General features: G+C 41.2%; 21 protein-coding genes. 15 read left to right on the forward strand and 6 right to left on the reverse strand.

The window, feature by feature from the left end; genetic code table 11:
* Nucleotides 1-65: 65 nt before the first annotated feature.
* Together nfo and O7C57_RS09175 are read right to left on the reverse strand one after the other, a co-directional pair.
* Nucleotides 66-908 (reverse strand): deoxyribonuclease IV, encoded by an 843-nt coding sequence (nfo, locus tag O7C57_RS09170; RefSeq protein WP_154624865.1) that lies wholly within the window; start codon nt 906-908, stop codon nt 66-68.
* Between the two features lie 105 nt (nt 909-1013).
* Nucleotides 1014-2093, reverse strand: coding sequence for a YeiH family protein (locus O7C57_RS09175; RefSeq protein WP_154624864.1), 1080 nt, complete (start codon nt 2091-2093; stop codon nt 1014-1016).
* A 227-nt stretch (nt 2094-2320) separates the two neighbouring features.
* Between O7C57_RS09175 and yieE the strand changes: the two genes are divergently transcribed.
* From yieE to dld, 9 genes are all read left to right on the forward strand, one after another.
* The gene (yieE, locus tag O7C57_RS09180; RefSeq protein WP_154624863.1) at nt 2321-3184 is read left to right on the forward strand and encodes a DNA-binding transcriptional regulator YeiE; all 864 of its coding nucleotides are present in this window, start codon (nt 2321-2323) and stop codon (nt 3182-3184) included.
* Nucleotides 3185-3404: 220 nt separating this feature from the next.
* Complete coding sequence (locus O7C57_RS09185; RefSeq protein WP_154624241.1) at nt 3405-4895, forward strand: amino acid permease; 1491 nt, start codon at nt 3405-3407, stop codon at nt 4893-4895.
* A 471-nt stretch (nt 4896-5366) separates the two neighbouring features.
* Nucleotides 5367-6467, forward strand: coding sequence for an ABC transporter substrate-binding protein (locus O7C57_RS09190; protein ID WP_244316512.1), 1101 nt, complete (start codon nt 5367-5369; stop codon nt 6465-6467).
* Nucleotides 6468-6489: 22 nt separating this feature from the next.
* Nucleotides 6490-7584 carry a FecCD family ABC transporter permease gene (locus O7C57_RS09195; protein WP_154621898.1) on the forward strand — a complete coding sequence of 365 codons (1095 nt, stop codon included), beginning with the start codon at nt 6490-6492 and terminating at the stop codon, nt 7582-7584.
* Entirely contained in the window at nt 7581-8369 is a 789-nt protein-coding gene (locus O7C57_RS09200; RefSeq protein WP_154621899.1) for an ABC transporter ATP-binding protein, read from the forward strand. Before O7C57_RS09195 ends, O7C57_RS09200 begins: the two co-directional genes overlap by 4 nt.
* A 254-nt stretch (nt 8370-8623) precedes the next feature.
* Nucleotides 8624-10597: a ligand-gated channel protein gene (locus O7C57_RS09205; RefSeq protein ID WP_154624461.1), complete on the forward strand. Its 1974-nt coding sequence runs from the start codon at nt 8624-8626 to the stop codon at nt 10595-10597.
* 388 nt (nt 10598-10985) lie between these two features.
* Nucleotides 10986-11201 (forward strand): hypothetical protein, encoded by a 216-nt coding sequence (locus O7C57_RS09210; RefSeq protein ID WP_154624460.1) that lies wholly within the window; start codon nt 10986-10988, stop codon nt 11199-11201.
* Nucleotides 11191-12573, forward strand: a complete 1383-nt coding sequence (locus tag O7C57_RS09215) for an APC family permease (protein WP_154624459.1) — start codon at nt 11191-11193, stop codon at nt 12571-12573. Before O7C57_RS09210 ends, O7C57_RS09215 begins: the two co-directional genes overlap by 11 nt.
* 224 nt (nt 12574-12797) lie before the next feature.
* Nucleotides 12798-14531: a D-lactate dehydrogenase gene (gene dld / locus O7C57_RS09220; protein ID WP_154624458.1), complete on the forward strand. Its 1734-nt coding sequence runs from the start codon at nt 12798-12800 to the stop codon at nt 14529-14531.
* Nucleotides 14532-14576: 45 nt separating this feature from the next.
* On the opposite strand, the gene sbcB is transcribed toward dld, so the two are convergent.
* On the reverse strand, nt 14577-16004 hold the full coding sequence (gene sbcB / locus O7C57_RS09225) for an exodeoxyribonuclease I (RefSeq protein ID WP_154624457.1): 1428 nt from the start codon (nt 16002-16004) through the stop codon (nt 14577-14579).
* A 409-nt stretch (nt 16005-16413) separates the two neighbouring features.
* Between sbcB and O7C57_RS09230 the strand changes: the two genes are divergently transcribed.
* From O7C57_RS09230 to tmaR, 3 genes are all read left to right on the forward strand, one after another.
* Entirely contained in the window at nt 16414-16611 is a 198-nt protein-coding gene (locus tag O7C57_RS09230; RefSeq protein ID WP_230085896.1) for a hypothetical protein, read from the forward strand.
* A 264-nt stretch (nt 16612-16875) separates the two neighbouring features.
* Nucleotides 16876-18144, forward strand: coding sequence for an MFS transporter (locus tag O7C57_RS09235; protein WP_269723936.1), 1269 nt, complete (start codon nt 16876-16878; stop codon nt 18142-18144).
* Between the two features lie 288 nt (nt 18145-18432).
* Nucleotides 18433-18765 carry a PTS system regulator TmaR gene (gene tmaR, locus O7C57_RS09240; RefSeq protein WP_154624455.1) on the forward strand — a complete coding sequence of 111 codons (333 nt, stop codon included), beginning with the start codon at nt 18433-18435 and terminating at the stop codon, nt 18763-18765.
* A gap of 45 nt (nt 18766-18810) precedes the next feature.
* Here the strand turns inward: tmaR and O7C57_RS09245 are convergent, their stop codons facing one another.
* Together O7C57_RS09245 and rne are read right to left on the reverse strand one after the other, a co-directional pair.
* Entirely contained in the window at nt 18811-19437 is a 627-nt protein-coding gene (locus O7C57_RS09245) for an NAD(P)H-binding protein (protein WP_269723937.1), read from the reverse strand.
* Between the two features lie 136 nt (nt 19438-19573).
* Entirely contained in the window at nt 19574-22849 is a 3276-nt protein-coding gene (gene rne / locus O7C57_RS09250; RefSeq protein WP_269723938.1) for a ribonuclease E, read from the reverse strand.
* 543 nt (nt 22850-23392) lie between these two features.
* Here rne and rluC point away from each other — a divergent pair.
* Entirely contained in the window at nt 23393-24349 is a 957-nt protein-coding gene (gene rluC, locus O7C57_RS09255) for a 23S rRNA pseudouridine(955/2504/2580) synthase RluC (RefSeq protein ID WP_154624452.1), read from the forward strand.
* A gap of 59 nt (nt 24350-24408) precedes the next feature.
* On the opposite strand, the gene O7C57_RS09260 is transcribed toward rluC, so the two are convergent.
* On the reverse strand, nt 24409-24993 hold the full coding sequence (locus O7C57_RS09260) for a Maf family protein (protein WP_247047308.1): 585 nt from the start codon (nt 24991-24993) through the stop codon (nt 24409-24411).
* Between the two features lie 143 nt (nt 24994-25136).
* Here O7C57_RS09260 and yceD point away from each other — a divergent pair, with 143 nt between their 5' ends.
* Entirely contained in the window at nt 25137-25661 is a 525-nt protein-coding gene (yceD, locus tag O7C57_RS09265; protein WP_269723939.1) for a 23S rRNA accumulation protein YceD, read from the forward strand.
* 12 nt (nt 25662-25673) lie between these two features.
* Entirely contained in the window at nt 25674-25844 is a 171-nt protein-coding gene (gene rpmF / locus O7C57_RS09270; RefSeq protein ID WP_004253223.1) for a 50S ribosomal protein L32, read from the forward strand.
* Nucleotides 25845-25851 lie beyond the last annotated feature (7 nt).

A 25851-nucleotide genomic window follows, 5' to 3' on the forward strand; every position in this document is an offset into this window, starting at 1 on the left:
TAACCCCATTACAAGATGCATAATTTCAAGGCGGTTAAGGAAACTTACCGCCTTGATTCTATTGATTAGTTTTGCTGTGACTTCAACCACGCAATCTCTTGAGGCCAAATATCAGGATTAATGGTTTCCAAAATCAGAGGAATGCCATCAAAACGTGGGTCTTTCATAATATAACTAAAAGGGGTATAGCCAATGTTGCCTTCACCTAAACTGTGGTGGCGATCGACTCGGCTGGCAAATTCACTTTTTGCATCATTGAGATGCATGCCTTTAAGGTATTGAAACCCGACAATGTCTGAAAACTGTTGAAAGGTGTCTTCGCAAGCGTCTTCCGTACGTAAGTCGTAACCAGCGGCAAAGGCATGGCAAGTGTCAATACAAACGCCAACGCGGCTTTTATCATCCACATCTTCAATAATTTTTGCTAAATGCTCAAACCGATAACCTAAATTTGAGCCTTGGCCCGCGGTGTTTTCAATAACAGCGATAACACCTTGCGTTTCATTTAATGCGATGTTGATGGATTCCGCAATACGTGCCAAACAATCATCAACTTCAATTTTTTTGAGATGGCTACCTGGGTGAAAATTGAGTAAATCAATGCCCAACTGCTCACAGCGTTGCATCTCATCAATAAAGGCAGCGCGTGATTTTTCTAAGGCTTCGACTTCTGGATGACCTAGATTAATTAAGTAACTGTCATGAGGTAAGATTTGATGCTTACCATAGCCATATTTGGTGCAGTTAGCTTTAAACTTTTCAATGATTTCTTCGGTCAGTGGAGGGGCTTTCCACTGGCGCTGATTCTTTGTGAATAACGCAAATGCCGTGGCGTTAATTTCATGGGCGCGAATGACGGCTTGATCAACGCCTCCGGAGGCGCTGACATGTGCTCCAATATATTTCATTATTGACTCCTTTTTTAAGGAAGTATGCCATTAATAGGGAAATAAATGAAATGAACAAATAAGGCCGCATAAATAGCGGCCTTTAGAGAAGAGATGGGAAGGTAATTAAAGCATCATTTGGATAATCGCGTTGATGATGACGCCACCAACAATCAACCATGCAAATAGGATCAGCGCCATTAATAAAGGTTTAATACCTGCTTGACGTATTGCGCTAACGTGAGTGGTGAGGCCGAGTGCTACCATTGCCATTGCTAATAATACAGTATCTAAAGTAATAATGTGTTTCACGATGACTGTAGGTAATAAATCAAAGGAATTAAATGCAGCCACTAAGATAAAAATCACCGCAAACCAAGGAATAGTAATTTTGCTTTTTTGTGTATTTTCACCGTTAGTGACGATTGAACGACGGCTTAAATAGGCGGATAAAAGAATTAAGAAAGGCGCTAACATCATGACACGAATCATTTTTGTAATGACGGAAGCATTTTCAGCATCAGGACCGATAGTATGGCCGATAGCAACCACTTGAGCGACTTCATGGACTGTTGAGCCTACATAAATGCCAAAAGTATCTTGTGTTTGGGTAAACCAACCGAAATGTGCGTTAAGCTGATAAAGCCATGGGTATACAAAAATCGCAATAGTACCGAAAATGACCACGGTAGACACTGCAACGGCAACTTTACTCGCAGAAGCCTTTACGACAGGCTCTGTCGCCATTACCGCCGCAGCCCCGCAGATACTACTACCTGCGCCGATTAAAAAGGTCGTTTCATCATCGAGCCCAAAGACTTTTTTACCTAACCAGAAAGCCAAGAGGAAAGTGGAGGTAAGCGTTAAAGCATCAATGAGTAGCCCTGTGGCACCCACATCGGTGATTTGTTGAAAAGTTAAGCGAAAGCCATACAGTATGATACCGGCTCGTAAAAAATAGTGTTTGGCAAACTTTATACCGTTATCACAACGCGCACTCATCACAGGGTAAACGGTGTTACCCACAATAATACCTAAGAGGATTGCGAGAGTTAGCGCCCCTAAACCCACATCAATAAACCATTGCTGTTCACCAAGAAACATCGAAAGAGCGGTTAAGATCCCCGCTAAAATAACACCTGGAATTAGCTTGAGAGCGGGATGACTTGTGCTCTGTACTAATGTTTTTGTATTGCTTTTATCCATAACTTTACCTTCTGTTACTACTGATACCCATTAACAAAAGCTGCTAATTATGGGTATAGATAATTTTGGAATAAGCATATAACAAAACTTTTAATAATTTAAATTGATTGTTTGTATATAATCAATCTAAAAAACAGGTTATAAGTTTCTTCTGGCAAGTTGGTAATAAATCATTAATATTAACAATATTATTACAAACTCAAGTGAACAATGTGGGAGCTACCTGTATGCGAATAACACTTAGGCAACTCGAAGTATTTACGGAAGTACTGAAAAGTGGCTCCACCACGCAGGCATCTCAGTTACTCGCTTTGTCACAATCAGCAGTGAGTGCTTCTTTAACTGATCTGGAAGGGCAACTCGGAGTGCAACTTTTTGATCGTGTTGGTAAACGTCTTGTAACGAATGAGCATGGGCGGTTATTGTATCCAAAAGCGCTAGCATTACTTGAACAAGCCCTTGAAGTTGAACAACTCTTTAAAAAAGAGATGGGGGCTGTGCGCCTTGCCGCCAGTACCACTATCGGCAACTATATGCTACCGCCTTTGTTGGCAGAGTATCGTCATGATCACCCCACCATCCCACTCGAGCTGAACATTAGTAACACGGAAGAAGTTATCAAATCGGTAATGGAATTTCGTGCCGATGTCGGGTTAATTGAAGGGGTATGCCATAGCCCAGAATTAATCACAGAGCCATGGCTAAAAGATGAGCTAGTTATCTTTGCTGCACCAAATAACGCTTTAGCTGGCAAACCGTTAACATTAAAAGAGTTGCGTGATGCCCCTTGGGTATTGCGTGAACGGGGTTCTGGAACGCGTGATGTCCTTGACCAACTTTTGTTTGCTCATCTCCCTGGTTTTCATATTTTCATGGAACTCGGAAATTCCGAAGCGATTAAGCATGCCGTGCGTTTTGGTATGGGAATTAGCTGTTTATCAAGGCGTGTTATCGATGAACAACTGGCAAATGGTTCTTTAGTTGAGCTACAAGTTGCCGATCTGCAATTGCAACGTACACTGTATTTGATTTATCACCGTCAGAAACATTTATCGAACGCGATAAAAAATCTATTGGCATATTGCAAATAACATATTGAATATTATATAAAAATATAGGGTTCATATCAGTGTTATGCCTAATGCGATGACTATTTGAACAAAGATTACCTTCATTCAGTATAAGTGTTTTACTAATAATTCTGTGTGGATTATGAAGGTATCTTATAACAGCTAAGAGTTACTTAGTTCTGACAGGATGTTTTGCTAGAATTCTCTTAATATTGATTAAATAAAGAAATACAGGGAACAGATGTCAGAACAACATACCACTACGGTACAAAGTAGCGGACCTCAAAAATTACGCCGCGAGTTAAAAGCCCGCCACCTAGCAATGATCGCTATCGGTGGTTCGATTGGTACAGGCCTTTTCGTTGCATCTGGTGCGACCGTCGCACAAGCTGGCCCCGGCGGGGCACTTCTTTCTTATGCGATTATTGGTTTAATGGTCTATTTCTTGATGACCAGTTTAGGAGAACTTGCGGCTTATATGCCAGTCTCAGGCTCTTTTGCAACCTATGGCGCTAAGTATGTCGATGAAGGATTTGGTTTCGCATTAGGCTGGAACTATTGGTATAACTGGGCTGTCACCATTGCCGTTGACTTGGTTGCTGCGCAACTTGTGATGACCTATTGGTTCCCAGACACCCCAGGTTGGATTTGGAGTGCGATCTTCTTAACCATTATCTTCTTGCTGAACTATATCTCAGTAAAAGGATTCGGTGAGGCAGAATATTGGTTCTCTTTAATTAAAGTTACCACGGTTATTATTTTCATTGTTGTTGGTGTGCTGATGATTTTTGGCATCATGAGCGGCGCTGAAAATGCAGGGTGGCACAATTGGGAAATTGGTGACGCTCCTTTTGCGGGGGGATTCTCTGCGATGATTGGTGTTGCAATGATCGTCGGCTTCTCGTTCCAAGGAACGGAATTGATCGGTATTGCAGCAGGTGAGTCACAAGATCCCGCGAAAAATATCCCTAAAGCGGTGCGTAAAGTTTTCTGGCGTATCCTTCTATTCTATATCTTTGCGATTTTAATCATTAGTTTGATTATCCCTTATACTGATCCAAACTTACTGCGTAATGATGTTAAAGATATTAGTGTCAGCCCGTTCACATTGGTCTTTGAGAATGCAGGGTTACTATCGGCAGCAGCGGTAATGAACGCCGTTATTTTGACCGCGGTATTATCGGCGGGTAACTCAGGGATGTATGCATCGACGCGTATGCTGTATACCTTAGCGCGTGAAGGAAAAGCGCCACGTATTTTTGCTCGCCTTTCAAAAGGCGGCGTGCCACGTTATGCCCTAGTTGCGACAACGGTGATTGCTGGTTTGTGTTTCTTAAGTTCCATGTTTGGTAACCAAACCGTCTATTTGTGGTTGTTGAATACTTCCGGTATGACAGGATTTATTGCTTGGTTGGGGATCGCGATTAGCCATTATCGTTTCCGTAAAGGTTATATTGCGCAAGGTAAAGATCTCAAGGATTTGCCTTACCGTTCAGGCTTCTTCCCAATTGGACCTATTTTTGCTTTCGTACTTTGCTTAATCATTACGTTAGGGCAAAACTATCAAGCATTTTTAGAAGATAAGATTGATTGGGTAGGGGTGACCGCGACGTATATCGGTATTCCATTATTCTTAGCAATTTGGTTTGGTTATAAGATTGTCAAGAAAACCTCATTCATTCGCTATAAAGACATGGATTTCCCAAGCTATCGCGAAAATTTGAATAAATAATTAAGATTGCGTTGGCAGCCAAAGAAAGAGCTAACCTAGTTATAGGTTGGCTCTTTTTTTATGAGCTTGAGAAGCGATATCAAATGGTCATCTTTTGAGGTGTAAGAAAACGCGCGTTCTTATGACTGACTTACGGCGGGTCGTGAAATGAGTAACAAGCCATCGTCGTTTGGATAGCACAAGGAAGAGGTGTTTAGCCTAATGGCACTGAAAGTAGGGTTGCCCAATTGTCACTAAGTGCTTGGGTGATAGAGTCAATATTTGGTCCTTTTTATTCTTATTTAATAAATGAAAATATTAATTTTCAATTAATTAACAAAAAGTTCGTGTAAGATCACACTTCAATACCAATATGGAATTAAATTAGCAATCGTATTGATAAGTATTCTTATTTGCTTTATTGTTATGGCACAAAAAATGGGGATAAAGAGGTACGTTGTGAAGTTGATGATGAAATCGTTAGGGAAGGGAATGGGGTTAGCTTTATTTGCAAGCTCAATGTTGAGTGTTAGCTTCCATTCTCTGTCAGCAACAGTGACAGATGTTGCTGGGCGGACTGTTGAAGTTCCTGACAATGTGAATCGCATCTTACTTGGTGAAGGCCGTTTATTGAGTGCGATAGCCTTACTTGAAGGTGACAAACCCCTTGATAGAATCGTTGGTTGGCAAGGTGACTTACGTAAACTTGACCCACAAACTTACGCGACCTATAAAGCAAAATTTCCTCAAATCGATAATATCCCCCTGATTGGCAATACAAGTGCAGACAGCGTCAGTGCTGAAAAAGTCTTAACACTTAACCCTGACATTGCCATTTTTGGTCTATCTGGTCATGGTCCCGGTAAAAATAGTGAATTGGTGAACCAGCTTGAAAAAGCGGGGGTGCCTGTTGTTTTTGTCGATTTTAGGGATAACCCATTACAAAATACCTTGCCAAGTATCCGCATGCTTGGGAAAGCATTAAATCGCGAGCAAACAGCAGAGAAATTCGCTGATTTTTATGAAAAAAATCAAAAGTTAGTGACTGATATCACCAGTAAGATCCCTGAAGATAAAAAACCAACGGTATTTATTGATCTACGAGCAGGTGCTTTTGAAGACTGCTGTGGAACCGCAGGCAACGGAAATATGGGCAATTTTATTGATCTAGCGGGTGGTAAGAATATTGCTAAAGAGGTGTTACCGGGGGCTTTGGGTAACATGAATCTTGAAAAAATTATTGCGGTAGACCCTCAAATCTATATTGCAACAGGTGCTAAAGCACCGAGAAGTCAGGATGTTGGCGTGCAGTTAGGTGCACAAGGCACCATCGAAGAAGCGAAAGCAAGCCTGAAAAAAATTACTGAGCGCAAGGGGATTAGCTCATTATCTGCCGTGAAAGACGGTAAAGATTATGCGATTTGGCATAACTACTATAACTCACCCTATAACGTGCTAGCGACTCAGGTGTTTGCGAAATGGTTTTATCCAGAACAGTTCGCTGAACTTGATCCACAAAAAACGTTAAATGAATTGCATCGTCAATTCCTTGCCGTTGAGCCGTCAGGCGTTTATTGGGTCAGTGAGAAGTAAAATTTTGTAGGTAATTATAATAATGAGTCTTACTACCGAGACAATGTCAACTGTTAAGCAGTCAGTTCAAGAAAGTGATAATGGTGTAAAACAACATTATCAACACATGTTACGACGTCGAATTGCATGGATAGCCGTTATCATCGCTGCAATTTTATTGTCACTGGTTATTGATTTTACCTTAGGTCCATCAGGTTTATCCTTAGAAAAACTTTGGCAGACGCTTATCTCTCCGGAATCTGTTGAAGCAGGTACAAGAGTGATTGTGTGGGATATTCGCCTGCCATATGCTCTGATGGCTGTGGTTATTGGTATGTCACTTGGCCTTGCTGGGGCTGAAATGCAAACCATCTTGAATAACCCATTAGCCAGTCCATTTACACTGGGGGTGTCAAATGCTGCGGCATTTGGTGCGGCATTAGCTATTGTTTCAGGTATTGCTATCCCAGGTGTACCTGATCAATGGGTCATTTCTGCCAACGCGTTTATTTTTGCGTTGTTGGCTGCATTGATGCTGGATGCCGTGACCCGCTGGACGCGTGTTGCAACGTCAGGTGTTGTGTTATTTGGTATTGCACTGGTATTCACGTTTAACGCACTCGTATCCATGATGCAGTTCATTGCGACAGAAGATACGCTGCAAGGCCTAGTGTTTTGGACAATGGGAAGTTTATCCAAAGCGACATGGGTAAAACTGGGTGTAATGGCATTAGTCTTCGCATTGATTTTCCCTATAGCGATGATGAGTTCGTGGAAACTGACAGCGTTAAGACTCGGGGAAGATCGCGCAATCAGCTTTGGTATTGATGTACGTCGTTTACGTTTAACCACGTTACTTCGTATCAGTATTCTGTCTGCTTTAGCCGTGGCATTTGTTGGGCCGATTGCCTTTATCGGTTTGGTCGCTCCACATATTGCAAGACTCATGTTTGGTGAAGACCATCGTTTCTATTTACCGGCAAGTGCATTGATCGGTGCATTAGTTTTATCAATGGCGTCTATTGCATCTAAAAATATTATACCGGGTGTCATTATTCCAGTTGGAATTGTCACGTCATTGGTTGGTGTTCCGTTCTTCCTTAGTATTATTTTGCGTCATAGAGGTAACGTGTCATGACAGATGGCCTGATTATTGATCAATTTAATGCAGGTTATCCGAAAAATCCTGTGATTGAAGGGTTGAGCACACATGCTTTACCTAGAGGCAAAATAACGGTGCTGTTAGGGCCGAATGGCAGCGGTAAATCAACCTTATTACGTTCGTTGGCCGGATTAAATAAATCAACGGGACAGTTATTGTTAGATGGGGTGGATTTAACAAAACAGAATTTTGCTCAGCGAGCTCAAAATGTGGTGTATTTACCACAAAGCCTGCCTGCTGGAGTACATCTTTATGTTTTAGAGTCAGTGATTGTTGCTCAAAGAGCGTCAGGCGGACTCAGTAATGAAAATAGTAAAGATGAAGTGATGCGTTTATTACGCCAATTAGGTATTGAACATTTAGCATTAAGTTATTTAGACCAATTATCTGGTGGGCAAAAACAATTAGTGGGTTTGGCACAATCATTAATTCGTCAGCCTAATTTATTGTTATTAGATGAGCCATTAAGTGCATTAGATTTAAATTATCAATATCATGTAATGGATTTAGTCGCGAAAGAAACAAAACGACGTAATATTATTACGGTGGTAGTGGTGCATGATATTAATATAGCCTTAAGACACGCTGAGCATGTTTTAATGCTAAAAAAAGGTAAGTTAATTGCTCAAGGAGAACCTGAGGACGTCATTACGCCAAGCAGCTTAGCCGATGTCTATGGCGTGCGTGGTCGTATAGAGCGTTGTTCGCAAGGTGTGCCACAAGTCCTTATTGATGGGTTAGTTGAGAAATTAGCGAGTTAATTTTATAAGTCTTAAAGATGTCTATTAAATAAGATCAATAGGCATCTTATAGACAAGTAAGATGATATTTTGGAATAGTAATTAATTATAGAAAATTTATGAAAAACAGTAATAACCGTAAATTTTCTATAGGTAATTGATATTATCTAATAATAAAAAAAATAATAACAGTAAGTATAAGGTTATATACCTGAATATTGAGCTGATGTCATATCAATAAATTCAAATCAAAATTATCTCTTGGAGAGTTGGGAATGGTAGTTTTTAATAAAAGAAAAATTGCAATGAGTATTATCGCAGCAATTACAGCAGCACCTGCATTTGCGGATGATAGCAAGGATACCATCATGGTGACCACCGCATCTGGTTTCCAACAGAAAATCGAAGATGCGCCTGCATCGATTTCAGTGGTGACTCGTGAGCAACTTGAAAATAAAGCTTACCGTGATGTCACGGATGCACTGAAAGATGTTCCAGGTGTTCTTGTAACTGGTGGTGGTAGTAGCTCCGATATTAGTATCCGTGGTATGGATGCTAAGTATACGATGATTTTGATTGACGGTAAGCGTGTTGATACGCGTACAACTCGACCAAATAGTGATGGGTCTGGTATTGAGCAAGGTTGGTTGCCACCACTGCCTGCTATTGAACGTATCGAAGTTGTTCGTGGTCCTATGTCTTCTCTTTATGGTTCAGATGCGATGGGCGGGGTCATTAACATTATCACTCGCCGTGTGCAGCAAGAGTGGACGACAAGTTTACGTGCAGATACGACAATTACTGAACGTAGAGATTCAGGAAATACAGGACAAGGCAGTTTCTATACTTCTGGTCCACTGATTGATGGATTATTAGGCGTGAAACTTAACGGCCAATATTCACATCGTGGTGAAGATAAAATTATTGATGGTTTCGGTCGTCAAATCATCGCAAGTGGCGGTGGAACACTTTCATTAACACCAGATGAAAAGAATACCTTTGATTTGGATTTCAAAAAAGATAGTCAGCATAGGGATTATCGTGAAGGCTATACGTATAAAGAAGGTGACAGTAGCAGCTTTAGTAAATATGAGATGACCCATACAGCATTAACTCATACAGGGGTTTATGACCTAGCTAACACTGATACTTATATTCAATACGATGAAACTAAAAACCCAACTCGTAAGATGAAATTTGATGATCTCGTCATACGTAATCAAAGTGTATTCTTAATTGGTGATCACAGCTTAAGTTTAGGCGGTCAATACCGTAAAGAAAAATTAGAAGCAGGTGATAATAAATTTGCACTAAACAAACTTGACCGCTATAGCTGGGCACTGTTTGCAGAAGATGAATGGTTAATGACTAATGACTTTGCATTAACTGGCGGGATCCGTATGGATAAAGATGAAAACTATGGTTCTCATTGGACTCCTCGTCTTTACGGTGTTTGGCATGCAGATGACCAATGGACCATCAAAGGTGGTGTGTCTACTGGTTATAAAGCACCTGACTTACGCCAATCTTCCGCAGAATGGGGACAATCAACGGGTGGACGCGCAGGTAACGCGGTTATTTACGGTAACCCGAATTTGAAACCGGAGAAAAGTGTTACAGAAGAGATCGGGGTTATTTGGAATAACCAAGACAATATTACCGCCGGAATCACGATCTATAATACAGATTTCAAAGATAAAATTACAGAAGTGAGACGTTGTGATAATAGCAATCCGAATATCAGAGACTGTACATTAGATGATGGTATTGGTGATAATGGTAAACCATATCGTTTTGTTAGTGATCGTGAAAACGTGGATAAGGCAAGAATGCGTGGTGTTGAATTAACATTCAACTGGGGAATTCTGGATAATTTAGCCTTTGCTGCAAACTATACTTACACTGATACAGAGCAAAAAAGTGGTGTCAATAAAGGTAAGCCGTTAAACAAACAACCTAAACATATGGGGAATGCGACGTTAACATGGGATACCACAGAAGAGTTGCAAACGTGGACTCGTATGAATTTCCGCGGTAAAACGTCTGATTACCAAGGCCGTGGTGAAAGCATGAATAACGGTACAGCATCCTATGCACTGTTTGATTTAGGCGCAAGCTATAAGTTGAATAAGAATGCAAACATTGTTGGTGGTGTTTATAACATTCTTGACCGTCGTATTGATTCGACAAACTATGGTGCTGAATTAGAAGGTCGTCGTTACAATATTGGTATTAACTATAACTTCTAATCGATACAGTAATTGACTGATTGAGGCCTTCTTATCTTGATTAAGAAGGCCTTATTGTTTTTAGGATAAATACACATAAAAAATGCCTTTTAATCGCTAATTTTTATAGAAAAAACTAAGTTATTAGCGCATGCAGCAAAATCTGGGAATTTATCAAAAATTCTCATTAAATATTGGCCGTTTTTTTTACAATAGCTATTGCTATTTCAGCAAGTGAAGTGCAAAATGCGCGAACTAAAAAAATGACTGATACCTTAATTCTGGTATCGGTTTTTTTTTGCTTGTTAAGTTCGAATTATTTCGCGGGGCCGGATAATAGGCCGGATAGATAAATTTATATTTTTACGTGTAGCAAAGAAAATATGCTACCGATTTGAGGAATGCTTGCATGGCTTACTTTTTCGCATTCGCAGCAGGGCCTGGTGGCCGTGGTTGCCGCATTGATGACTACGGAGCAGTTGGTTGCTTCGCAACTTCACCATTCAACCTTTCATCGTTCTTTTCTGCCTATAGGCAGATGCAAAGTCTTCCCAGTAACTGTCGATTAAGTAGGTCAAATAATACTCAATCGAAAGTTATGGGAGGGCTTTATCATGCCAAATAATTCAACGCCATTATCCATCGGTAGCAACCAAACAGGTGCCAACAACCGTGTTGAACTAGCAAAAACACTCACCTTATTACAAGTGGTGATGATTGGTCTTGCTTATATTCAGCCAATGACGATTTTCGATACATTTGGCATGGTATCGGATAAAACCGGTGGTCACGTCCCGACTTCCTATATTATTGCACTTGCTGCGATACTATTTACTGCGCTGAGCTACGGTAAACTGGTCAAACGTTTTCCATCTGCTGGCTCAGCGTATACTTACGCTCAAAAATCAATGAGCCCACATATTGGCTTTCTGGTAGGATGGACCTCGTTGCTGTCTTACATCTTTATGCCAATGATCAACATATTATTAGCGAAGATTTATTTACAAGACATCTTCCCAACCGTTGAACCTGCTATTTTTGTTGTGGGATTAGTCATTTTAATGACAGCGGCTAACTTACGTGGCATCAACGTTATTGCAAACCTAAGTACCGTGATCGCAATTATTCAAGTAGGGGTAATGGTTGTCTTTACCTTTATCGTTATTCATGGTGTATCTAACGGTGAAGGGACGGGAGAGGTGTGGACCTTCCGTCCATTTGCTGATGAGCATACCGAACTTATCCCTTTGATTGCAGGAGCAACGATACTCTGTTTCTCATTCTTAGGTTTTGATGGATTAAGTTCGCTATCAGAAGAAACGCCAAATGCAGGTAAAGTGATCCCGCGCGCTATTTTCTTAACCGCATTAATCGGTGGGATTATATTCATTACAGTATCATTTTTCTTGCAGCAGTTTTTCCCTGATGTTTCACGCTTTAAGAACATTAATGAAACTCAGCCTGATATTATGAGATTTGTTGCTGGCGCATTTTTCCAGTCAATCATTTTGGTTTTCTCATGTGTTACAGTATTGGCTTCAGGAATGGCAGCTCATGCAGGTAGCGCTCGCTTGATGTACGTTATGGGGCGTGATGGTGTATTCCCTGAGAAAATTTTTGGTCATGTAAGTCCAAAATGGCGTACACCTTCTTATAACGTCCTGATGGTTGGGGTGCTCGCACTCGGCGCTATCTGGTTTGAGATGGATTTCGCCACGGCATTGATTAACTTTGGTGCATTGATTGCCTTTACCTTTGTGAATATCTCCGTGATCAGCCAGTTCTTTATTCGTGAACGCCGTATCAATGGAATTAAAAACATTCTAAATTATTTGATATTACCTGTTATTGGTACACTAACGGTATGTGTACTCTGGTTAAATATCGAAGAAGATTCAATGGTATATGGCTTAATTTGGACCGCGGTAGGCCTAGTTTATATGGCTATCTTGACGCGTATGTTCCGTCGACCAATGCCTCAAATGAGTGATTATTAATTGAGTCAATAGAATAAAAAACAGCGCTTTTAAGCGCTGTTTTTTTTATGTATAAATCAATGCACTTATCTGTCTTTCCCGCAAATTTATTCAACAACTAATCGTAAAACTGCATTAATATCCCAAACTAAAACTTTTCATAATGTGGTATGGTGAGTAGATCACTATAACATGACAAGCTATTCACAATTTATTGATAATCATCCTGACAAGAAGGCGTAGAAATGAATGCAGTAAACAGCCCTGAAAATCAACGATTATTGCTTACATTGAAAAATATTGTAGGTAAAAAAAATATCCTGACTGAACCGCACAAAACGGAACGTTATCGTAAAGGTTTTCGCTCGGGTTTCGGTGATGCTATTGCAGTCGTCTTTCCGACAACCTTATTAGAACAATGGTATGTCTTCAAAGCCTGTGTTGAAGCTGACAAAATTGTCATTATGCAAGCAGCTAATACAGGCTTGACCGAAGGTTCAACCCCCAGCGGTTACGATTATGACCGTGATATTGTCATTATCAGCACACTAAAATTAAATCAGATTCAAGTATTACCTGAGTTTAACCAAGTCGTTGCTATGCCTGGAAGTACGTTATATGACCTTGAGAAATTATTAAAACCATTAGGTCGTGAGCCACATTCACTGATTGGGTCATCCTGTATTGGTGCTTCTGTTGTTGGAGGGATTTGTAATAGCTCCGGAGGTTCATTAGTACGTCGGGGGCCAGCCTATACCGAGTTAGCGCTGTATGCCCGTGTCAACGAGGAAGGTAATGTTGAATTAATTAATCATCTAGGTATTCATTTAGGTGAGACACCAGAAGAAATATTAACGAATTTGCAAAATCGACGTTACCGCACAGAAGATATCGAACTGAGTGAAAAACTGGCTTCAGATCACGAATATGCAGAACGAGTGCGTGATGTTGATGCGGATACACCATCACGATTTAATGCGGATGAACGACGTTTATTTGAAGCGTCGGGTTGTGCCGGTAAATTAGCTGTTTTTGCTGTGCGTCTTGATACTTTCCCCGCGGATACCTCAACACAGGTATTTTATATTGGCTCCAATAACCCAGACGTACTCGAAGATATTCGACGCCATATTTTGAGTGAATTTAAAAACTTGCCTGTTGCGGGTGAATATATGCACCGTGGCTGCTTTGATATTGCCGAAGTTTACGGTAAAGATACTTTCTTGATGATAGATAAGTTTGGTACAGATAAAATGCCGCTCTTTTTTACCATCAAAGGGCGCATTGATGCGGTCTTGAATAAAGTGCCATTGTTACCATCCAATCTGGTAGATCGTACAATGCAAGCGCTAAGCAAGCTATGGCCATCTCATTTACCACCTCGTATGAAGCAATTCCGCGATAAATATGAGCACCATTTAATGCTGAAAATGGCAGGCGACGGGATTGAAGAAGCGAAGGTGTGGCTAAAATCATTCTTTGCAACGGCGGATGGCGATTATTTCGAATGTACGGCAGAAGAAGGAGCAAAAGCGTTTTTACATCGTTTTGCTGCGGCTGGCTCTGCTGTGCGTTACCATGCGGTTCATAATAAAGACGTAGAAGATGTATTACCATTGGATATTGCTTTACGTCGAAATGATCGTGATTGGTTTGAAAAATTACCACCAGAAATTGAGAAATTGTTAGTGCATAAACTGTACTGTGGCCACTTTATGTGTCATGTCATGCACCAAGATTATGTATTGAAAAAAGGGGTTGATCCTAAAGAGTTAAAAGAAAAAATGTTGGCCTTGCTAGATGAGCGCGGGGCGCAATATCCAGCTGAGCATAATGTCGGTCATTTATATAAAGCTCAGCCTCAGCTGAAATCATTTTATAAACAAGCGGATCCGACTAATACCATGAATCCTGGTTTAGGTAAGACCACGAAACGCAAACATTGGGAAGGGGATTGTGGCTGCCCACATGACCACTAACTGAGCGTTATTGATTAGTTGGGCAGGTAACCTGCCCAACTATTATTAGCTTGCTAAATCAGCGGCGTAATTGACGAGCGCTTTTAATTGCTTACAGCGTTCAACATCCTCTTGGTGTTCTACCATCAATAATTCAATGGATTGCATGTATTCCATTAACCGGCTTTCGGTAAAGTACTCCCTGCGGTGCTGCAACCAGCGTTGTTGCTCTTCATATGAGAGAATGCTTGGATAATTACGTGCTTTATAGCGAAAGAATAACGCTTTCATCCGTGGATCTTCAAAGGTTAGATCAAGGGCTGGTAGGTTTTGTGGCGATGTTTTTCGAATGATTTCCATGGTAGCGCGGTCAGCACTACTAAAGAAACCACTATAAAGCTTAGCATCGACATCGTCAGGTTCATCGAATGGTTGAGCTTGAGCAAAAATTTCAATGACCTTATTACGGATGTCAGGATGTTTGCGTAAGATTTCTAAGTTACGGAAACAGATGTCACGATCAATGCCTGTTCGCTCGGCATCTTCGTTACGCAACGTTTTAGCGGGAGCAAGTATTGGGCACTTATTGATATGCACTAGCTTTATCGGCACGGGTAATGCATCACCTAATTCACTTTTTGGCGTATACAGGCGTTCACGAAGCTGATCGACAGTTAAATTGATGAGTGGTGAAATATCAGCGGATAAATCACACATAATAACCGCATTACGATTATCAGGGTGCCATGCTAACGGTGCGACAAGGCTAACATAAGAACGTAATGCGCCAAACATACCGGAAACATGCACTAATGGCGTCATTTCGACAATATCAATTAATTGGCTAACTTTGTTTTTATTTCTCAATTGATAGAAATAATCAAACATTCTCGGTTGCGCTGCTTTGAGTCGCTTAGCCATATTGATTGTTGCTAGAACGTCAGACATAGCATCATGAGCATTTTCATGGGCAACGCCATTAGCTTTAGTAAGGTGTTCAAGACGCATACTCGGCAGTCCATCCTCATTTTCAGGCCAATTAATGCCTTCTGGACGAAGTGCGAAGCAAGCACGTAATGTATCCAATAAATCCCAGCGTGAGTTATTTTGTTGCCAGCTATAGGCGTAAGGGTCGTAAAAATTACGATAAAAAATATGACGAGTGACTTCATCGTCAAAACGAATATTGTTGTAGCCCATGATACAGGTGTTCGGCTGGCTAAATTGATGATGAATACGTTTCGCAAACTCAGCTTCATTAACCCCTTGGGCTAATGCTATTTGCGGAGTAATACCTGTGATCATCACGGCTTCAGGTTGTGGGAGATAATCATCTGATGGGGCGCAATAGAAGACTTCAGGCTCATCAATGATGTTGAAATCGAGATCTGTTCTTACACCCGCAAATTGTGCTGGACGATCAAGTGCAGGGTGCTTGCCAAAGGTTTCATAGTCATGAATAAAAAATGTAGGCTGTTTTTTAGTATCTTGCAACGTGATTCTCCGTTAGCCTTATTGCTATTTTAGCGATGAAAATAATTTGTGATGGCTATCTACAGAAAATATACGCTAAAAGCGGTATGTCACAATACTGCTCAGAAGGAACACTGTAACTTCACACTACACAAATATTTTATGGCCTATCATACCTGATACGTGACAAAACCTGAACCTAAGCTATCGTCGGCTCTGCAAATCAGAGAATGTTAATCACTGTATTAACTTTTAATTTATATCTCAGTTATCGACGCTTTATTTTTATTTATCTTTTTGATTTCAAATGCAATTAATAATAAAAATTTGTTTTTGGAAATTTAAAAAGTCGGTAAATCAGCGTAAAAATATGCGTAAATGCGGTTTTTTTGATCTATTATTTTTAAGGTCGTAGACAAAAAAGGAACGTATGATGAATACATATGATGAAAGAACGCGCTTAATTTTAGCTGAAATAGGTCGAGTCACATTGGGGCTGCTGGCTAGCGATGGAGTGACTAAACAGGGTATCGTAGATAAATTGAAAAATGATGCAAAAGAAGAAGATAACCCGGCTCGCAAAAGTATCCTTGATGATGCCGTCAACTACCTTAATAGCCAAATCTAGATAACACGAGCCCTCAAATGAGGGCTAGGGATAGTATCGCCTGCGTTTTCCTTGATATTCTCTAACATATCGGAACCATAATAAAAGCAATGCCACCGTTAGGTGTAAGTCATTCAGCTAGTTTTGGTGATCTATTTCACAAAACATAATTGTTAACGTTAACATTTGTGATTAACATCACAATATAACGGTGAATCAGTAGTCTATTAAGAATGTTAACCTTAATATTTTAGTTAATTAAGGGAACGTGTAGGCAAAATTTTAATGAATAGTGAATCGAAAAAATATTATGCTTCATTGAGTGCGCTGCTGTTTTTTTTCTTCTTTACTTGGTCATCCACATTTTCTGTTGTTGCTATTTGGCTTCGAAAATATGTGGGTTTAGAAGGCACGGATACAGGAATAATTTTTTCTTGTATTTCAATAGTTGCACTTTGTGCCCAACCTCTTTATGGCTTCTTACAAGATAAACTCGGCTTACGCAAAAATTTACTGCTATTCATTGCCGTATTATTAATATCATCTGGACCATTTTTTATGGTATTTGGTCAATTACTACAATGGAATGTGGTCGTTGGCAGTTTGATTGGTGGGTTATTTATTGGTATGACTTTTCATGCAGGGATTGGCGTACTCGAGTCTTATACTGAGCGTATCAGCCGACTGCGCGATTTTGAGTATGGCAAAGCAAGGATGTGGGGGTCATTAGGATGGGCTGTTGCCACATTTTTTGCTGGGCGCAATATTAATATCGATCCTAACTATAATTTTATTATGGCCATGGTTTCCGGTGGATGTTTCTTCGTTATTCTTTTAAGGCTAAAAACCGCAAAAGCCAATGCATTTAACGATTTAGAACATGGTAAGTCTTCAAATATTACCATCAACGATGCCTTGCAATTATTTGTCCTTCCACGGTTTTGGGCGCTGATTCTATTTGTGCTGGGTACTTGTATTTATAGTGTTTATGATCAGCAATTTATGGTTTATTTTGCGCATCAGTTCCAAGACGAAAAAACCGGTAATGAAATGTATGGCTACCTGAATTCATTACAGGTTTTCTTAGAGGCTGGGGGAATGTTTCTTGCGCCATATATTGTTAATCGTATAGGTGCTAAAAATGGTTTGTTGTTTGCGAGTAGTGTCATGGCGTTAAGAATCATTGGTTCCGGACTCGTTGAAGGCCCGCTTATGATTTCTATTATGAAACTCCTACATGCTGTTGAGTTACCGATATTATTGATCGCCATTTTTAAATATAACAGCCGCCATTTTGATAAACGTCTATCTTCTACCCTGTATTTAGTTGGATTTAGTTGTATCACCTCAATTGTTGCCAGTATTCTGTCGCCATTAGCCGGGTGGGGCTATGATAAAATTGGTTTTGCGGAGACTTACTTAATCATGGGTGGCTTTGTGGTAATGACAACCATATTGTCTGTCTTCTGTTTACGTAGCGACAAAATGGAGCCTGTTGAGCAAACTGTCAATTTACAAGAAAACCATTCGGAAACATTAACGCAAAAGGTTTAACTGAAACAATTCAGCCTATTGATAGCATTCATTGAGTAAAAATGCCATTTTCTCTGTTTTTATATCAATGAATATGTGAAATAGGGTTGTCACATAAGGCTGTTAGAAGGTATTGTGTTATATCTATCGTAGTTTTAGTTGTATGTTAGCTAGCAATATCCAGTGGGTTGGAATAGCGAATATGATCGATGTTTATCGAATAGCCTTATGTGTTGCTGACATATCACTCGAATTATTTAGGGTATAGAAATAAATGCGTTTTGTTTTTCTAACAGAGGGTTTTTAAACATGGACAACGCTAGCAAGCCGTCTTTCCAAAATGTGTTGGAATTTGTGCGTATGTATCGTCGTAAAAATAAAATTCGCCGTGAAATTACGGATAATGAAAAGAAAATTCGTGATAACCAAAAACGTGTTTTATTGCTTGATAACCTGAGTGACTATATTAAGCCAGGTATGACGATTGAGGAAATTCAAGCCATTATTGCGAATATGCGCAGTGACTACGATGACCGCGTTGACGACTATATTATTAAAAACGCAGAGCTTTCTAAAGAACGCCGCGAGATCTCGAATAAACTCAAAGAGATGGGCGAGCTGAATAAAAAAGACGTCAAATAATACCGTATGAGAGCCGAGTTTAACTCGGCTCATTTGATATTGGCCTTAGCGCCAATTCGGCTGCAAATCGGGGTCAATAACCGCATATACTTGCTGGTAGCTATGTTTATCATCCACAAGATTTGCGAGTAACATCGCCACATCTTCTCGACTGACAACACCATGAGCTTCGCCTTTGACTAGCTTGGCGTTATAAGTCGCTGCTGTATTCATTAAGCCACCCGGTCTTAAGATAGTGTAGTTTATCTCACTTGTTTGCAAATAAGATTCAGCCATGGTTTTTTGGCGAACTGACTGACCAAAAAGTGATTTTGCTCTAGGGGATAAGGTTGACCAACTGTCACCACAACCGATTGACGTGACAAGTAATAAACGACTTATCTGAGATTGTTCTGCCTTGCGGATGATATTGTAGTTACCGTAAAAATCGGCTTGGCCACCGCCTATCGTAGTAAAAATAATGCTATCGGTTGTTGTGTCAGCGAAAAGAGACTCTAAAGAGGCGATATCAGTGGCATCACCAATAAAGGCTTGCATGCCTGCTGCTGCTAATGTTTCAGCATCTACTTGATGACGAACTAAGACGGAAATGCGGTGACCCTGAGCAACGCCCCATTTTGCTAATAACAGACCAATACCTTTTGTCGCACCAAAAATTACCCAATGAGCCATGTCATTTTCCTTGCGGTAATATTCATTAAATAGGAATGTGATGGTTTAGGTTGGTATTATTAACAATGCATTAATATTTATCTACAAATAAAAAAAGCCCTGCTAATTGCAGGGCTTTTTGTCGTAAAGAGAAGGGTTATTCAAAACTTGCGGGTTTTGCCATTCCAGACGTTGCGTGGTTAGTCGCCACGTGGCCACCAGCACCTTTACCAACAAAAGTTGATGCTTCACGTTGGTAAACTTTAATCTCGAATGAAGATTCAACGACTTCAGGCGCAGGCGCTTTCATCATTGGCGAGGTTGCGTGGCGGATAGCCTTGTTAGTGACTATCACAGCAGGTCTTGATACTTTTTCTGCGATAACAGGTGCTTCCACAGCTTCAGTTGAAACTTGTTCAACCTCAACAGCCATAGACTGTGGTTGTATGACCCGTGTTTCTTCTGTATCCGCAACAGGTTGAGCTTGTTCAATAACGGTATTTTCAATCACTTCTTCTACAATAGTCGTAGATTCAACCGCAGGTTGTTTTTCATCACTCACGACTTGTGATTGAACAGTTTCTTGAGCTGACTGAGCAGGCTGTTCGGTATGTACAGCGATAACCGGTTCCGCTTGCGGAGCACTTGCAGGTTCAAGCGTCATGACTTGTGAATCGGTTGATTCAGCAACAATCTCAGCTTCTTCGACGTCTGTTTTTTGCGTTTGCTCAACAGTGACGGTCTCAGTAACTTCTTGCGAGGATTGAGTCGCTGAAGAAGAAATCGCTTCCGCTGCCTCAACCGTTGCTACGGCTAAAACACCTTGTTGTTCAAGCATTTCTTCATTGGTGATGATCGCCATGGATTCTTGCTGTGGTTGAACAAGCGGGTAACTGATACACACTTTACCTGAAGCCAGCTCAGGAGAAGCAACAGCGGCGAACAGCGGCATTGGTGATTTAGTTAAATGGCGCTCATCACGATAACGACGGCGACGTTGACCACTGACACGCAAGTGACGTGGTGAACGACGTGAGCGACGAGGAATGATCGTGTCTTGCTTCTCTTCCTCATTGCCTTGGTTATCTTGTGAATGCTCCTCGTTAACGTCAACAAGTTCGATATCTTGCTCAGCGATGTGTACTGGTGCCGGTAATGCTGCAACCGTTTTAGCACTGTTTTGGGTAACGACTTCAGCCTTGGTCGGATCTTCGTTTTGTTCAACAATGTCTACGGTATCAGTGATACGTACCTTCTGAGTTAACTGACGACGCTGACGGCGCGGTGTGACTGGGCGCGGTTGAGCTTCTTCTTTCTCAGTAGCGGTGGTATCGGTATCTTGAGTCGCATCTTGTTGAGCTTTAGCGGCCTGTTGTTGGCGTTTCTCATCTTGACGACGACGACGTTCAGCACGTTGCTCACGACGCTGTTGTTGTTGAGCTTCGCGGCTAGCATTATCAACAGTTTGCTCTTCTTGTTGACCGGAATTTTTATTGTTACGGCCTTTACGATTGTTATTATCGTCTGCTTGAGCATTACGGTTAGAACGATTTTCGCGGTTATCGCTGTTTTCATCACGATCACGACGATTATTACGGCGATTGTTGCGGCGTTCATTATGACGACGTTTATCGTTACCCGAGTTCTGACGGTTTTTCTCGACAGGTTTTTCGGCAACTTTCTCTTCTTCACCGAATAACTTTTTAAAGAACGCAGCGAGCTTGCTGAATAAACCCGGTTGAGTATCGACTTTAGCCGTTTGTTTTGCTGGCTCAGGACGTGTTTTGCTCTCTTTTGGCTTAGCCACTGCTGTTTGCTCTACAGGTTCTTGTAAAGCAAATGCAGAAATAGCCGGCTGCTCAGGCATTTTGCGTTCAGCAGCAGCGTCTTCTGTACCATTTAATGTTTCGGTTTCGTGGTATTGCGCAAGGTTGTAACTCAGAGTGTTAACTTCTTCACCTTTACGAATACGGATCACGTGGAAGTGAGGGGTCTGCATTTGGTCGTTTGGTACGATAACCACACGAACATTTCTCTGACGAGTCTCAATTTCACTTACGGCTTTACGTTTTTCGTTGAGTAGATAAGAAGCGATTTGTACAGGGACAATCGCATGAACTTCATGAGTATTTTCTTTCAGTGCTTCTTCTTCAATTAAACGAAGTACAGATAGCGATAAAGACTCATTATCACGAATGGTTCCGGTTCCCGAACAACGAGGGCAGACATGGTGGCTAGATTCACCCAAAGATGGGCTTAAACGCTGACGGGACATTTCTAATAGGCCGAAACGTGAAATACGTGCGATTTGAATACGCGCACGATCTTGACGAACAGCTTCACGTAAACGGTTTTCGACTTCACGTTGATGCCTAACTGGCGTCATGTCGATAAAGTCAATAACAATGAGACCACCAAGGTCACGGAGGCGTAATTGACGTGCAATTTCATCTGCCGCTTCAAGGTTAGTATTAAATGCAGTTTCTTCGATATCACCGCCACGAGTAGAGCGTGAGGAGTTAATATCAATAGCGGTGAGGGCCTCTGTGGTATCAATAACCAAAGCGCCCCCTGAAGGAAGACGAACTTCACGTTGGAACGCAGATTCGATTTGTGATTCGATCTGATAGTGGCTAAACAGCGGAACATCACCGCTATAATATTTGATTTTGCTGGCAAAATCGCCACGGCCAATGGCTTCAATATGGTTACGCGCCATCTCGACAACTTTTGGGTTATCAATCAGGATTTCACCAATATCAGGACGCAGATAATCACGGAATGCTCGTACAATCACATTACTTTCTTGGTGGATTAAGAAAGGAGCCGGACGGTTTTCAGCCGCTTTTTTGATGGCTTCCCAGTGACGTAGACGATACAACAAATCCTGTTGTAAAGACTCTGCTGATTTGCCAACACCTGCGGTACGGACAATCAAACCCATACCATCTGGAATTTCGAGCGAAGACAACGCTTCTTTTAATTCCGTACGATCTTCACCTTCAATACGACGAGAAATACCGCCAGCACGTGGGTTATTTGGCATTAAAACCAAGTAGCTTCCAGCTAGGCTAATAAAGGTAGTGAGTGCGGCACCTTTGTTGCCACGCTCTTCTTTATCAACTTGAACGATCACTTCTTGGCCTTCCTTGAGAACATCTTTAATATTAGGACGACCTTGGGAGTGATAGTTGCTTGGGAAGTATTCGCGAGCGATCTCTTTGATGGGAAGGAAACCGTGTCTTTCAGCACCGTAATCAACAAAAGCAGCTTCTAGACTAGGTTCAATACGAGTGATTTTACCTTTGTAAATATTTGCCTTTTTTTGCTCATGACCTGGACTTTCGATATCCAAATCATAGAGTCGTTGCCCGTCAACAAGGGCAACACGCAACTCTTCCTGTTGAGTCGCGTTTATTAGCATTCTTTTCATATTGTTACTTACTCATTATTTTTCTTTCAATAATAGAGCAGCGAAAAAGGGAGCTATTGTAAACCGATGGCCTCGTGATTTTTACAAAACCGCCTGCCTCCCGGCAGTCGTTCGTATAGAGACGCGCAGTATTCGGTGAACCTGATTTTTAGATTAAAAATTCAGCGTTCTTAATCAGGAAGCCGTCATAATTGTATTAACGGAAGTTCCTAACCCAAAAAGCTAATAATCGTTGCTCGCTAATTATTTGATTTCGCGAAGCGTCTTACGCCATTGCTGCACTTTTACTCAATCAAATAGTAAATTTGTATCTTATGCCAATTATCGTTTTATCGAACATGGTGGCAATTGCATATTATTCCATTGCCGACCTCATTATAGCAAGTCGAGACATGAGTTATATGAAAATTTTATTTAGAAATATGACTAACAAGCTATTCTTTGACCAATTAAAAAAAAATGATAAAAAAATTTACGGAGTCGGTATGATATATCCTGCAAATAAGGTCGTAATTTAATCAACCAGAGTTAACATATTTTTGAATGAAAACACAAAATCAAGTTCAGTTTATCGATATTGGCGATGACGAAGCCGGACAACGAATCGACAATTTTCTGCTCGCAAAATTAAAGGGTGTGCCTAAAAGTATGATTTATCGCATTATCCGTAAGGGAGAAGTGCGGGTGAATAAGGGGCGCATCAAACCTGAGTATAAGCTTGCCGCAGGTGATCAAGTTCGTGTTCCGCCAGTCAGGGTTGCAGAGCGCGAAGCAGCGCCCGTTTCGGCAAAACTGGATAAAGTCTCCGCTTTGGCTGATTGTATCCTGTATGAGGACGACGCAATATTAGTGATTAACAAGCCTTCTGGTACGGCAGTGCATGGCGGAAGTGGGCTTAGTTTTGGGGTCATTGAAGGATTGAGAGCATTACGTCCAGAAGCTCGTTTTTTGGAATTGGTGCATCGTCTTGATCGCGATACGTCAGGGATATTATTAGTGGCGAAGAAACGCTCAGCACTGAGGGCGTTGCATGAGCAATTACGTCTTAAACAGATGCAAAAAGATTATCTGGCGTTAGTACGCGGGCAGTGGCAATCCCATACTAAAGTGATTCAAGCGCCATTACTGAAAAATATTTTACAAAGTGGTGAGCGCGTTGTTCGAGTAAGTCCTGAGGGAAAACCTTCAGAAACGCGTTTTAAAGTTGAAGAGCGTTTTGCACAAGCCACGTTAGTCAAAGCCAGTCCGGTTACGGGGCGTACGCATCAAATTCGCGTCCATACGCTGCATGCAGGGCATCCGATTGCATTTGATAACCGTTATGGGGATAAACAATTCGATAGCCAATTAGCCGGTACAGGGTTAAAAAGATTATTTTTACATGCCAGTTCGCTGAAATTTATACACCCTAAAAGTGGCGAAGAGATGCGCTTACAAGCGCCACTTGATGACGAATTGAATCAGTGCTTGAAGGCTCTACGCGCACAAAAACAACATTAATATCGTGAGATTGCTAATAAGAGGTCGGTAGGGTTCCTGTCGACCTCTCTAGCCTCTTTTTAATCGCTTAACGGATTAAATCCGTGGTGGCGTAGCATGTCCAGTAATAGGATTAGCGGTAAACCAATTAATGTGTTTGGATCGCGTCCTTCTAACTTATCAAACAAAGCGATACCAAGCCCTTCCGATTTAAAACTTCCTGCACATTGATAAGGTTCTTCTTTGCGTAAGTAAGTGTCGATTTCGTGATCACTTAAAGCGCGAAAATAGACATTAAATAATTCACATTGCACATTATAACTGCCTGTTGCGGAGTCTAATAAGCACAGCCCAGTATAAAATGTCACCTTGCTTGCTGAGGCTTGCTTCAACTGTTTAAACGCATTGTCGTAATTGAGTGGTTTACCGACAATTTTCCCATTAATGACGCAAACCTGATCCGAACCAATGATTAAATGTTGTTGATGCTGTTCGCTAATGGCATGGGCTTTTGCGTGGGCGAGACGAGTCACTAATGCTTCAGCGGATTCATTTAATATCGGGGTTTCATCCACATTGGGCGCAACGGCTAAAAAGGGCACACCTAGCTTCTTTAGCAACTGCTGCCGATAGGGTGAGGTTGATGCTAAAATAATCGATTTCATATTTTTTCTCGAAACTCATAGCCAAAAGGGTGAACTCATTTTAAACTATCCGGCGCTTAACAGGCGATTTTTTGGTGAAAAGGCGAGTTTTGTCCGCCTTTTTCTTTGACTATAGCTCATTACAAAGTTAATATGCGCGCCTTATGCAAAAGGTAAAATTACCCCTGACTATCGATGCGCAGCGTGCAGCTCAAAAAAACCTCGACTATGTCGGGAGTTACACGCCTGAGCAGGTAACACGTATTGCTGAATCAGTAGTCAGTGTAGACAGTGATGTTGAGAGCGAATTATCATTTAAAATTGATAATCAGCGTCTGATGATCATAGAGGGGCATTCTGATGTGGATGTCACCCTACAATGCCAGCGTTGCAGAAAAGATTTCAAGCATCATGTTTACGTATCGTATTGTTTTAGTCCTGTCGTCAATGACGAAAAGGCCGAAGCATTACCGGAAGCCTACGAACCAATTCAAATTGATGAATTTGGTGAAATAGATTTGCTGGGAATGATAGAAGATGAAATAATTCTTTCCTTACCAGTGGTTCCGGTTCATGATTCTGAACACTGTGAAGTGTCCGAAGCGGTCATGGTTTTTGGTGAACTACCTCCAGAGGCGGAAAAACCAAACCCATTTGCCGTATTAGCCAGTTTAAAGAAAAGTACTTAAGGAGTAAGGTCAATGGCCGTACAACAGAATAAACCAACTCGTTCAAAACGCGGTATGCGTCGTTCACATGATGCACTGACTGCTACCCTAGTTTCTGTAGACAAAACTTCAGGTGAAACCCACCTGCGTCACCATGTGACAGCAGACGGTTATTACCGTGGCCGTAAGGTTATCAACAAGTAGTTTCTGA

Origin of the sequence: Providencia sp. 21OH12SH02B-Prov, from assembly GCF_027362595.1 — a bacterium.
Lineage (GTDB): Bacteria > Pseudomonadota > Gammaproteobacteria > Enterobacterales > Enterobacteriaceae > Providencia > Providencia zhejiangensis.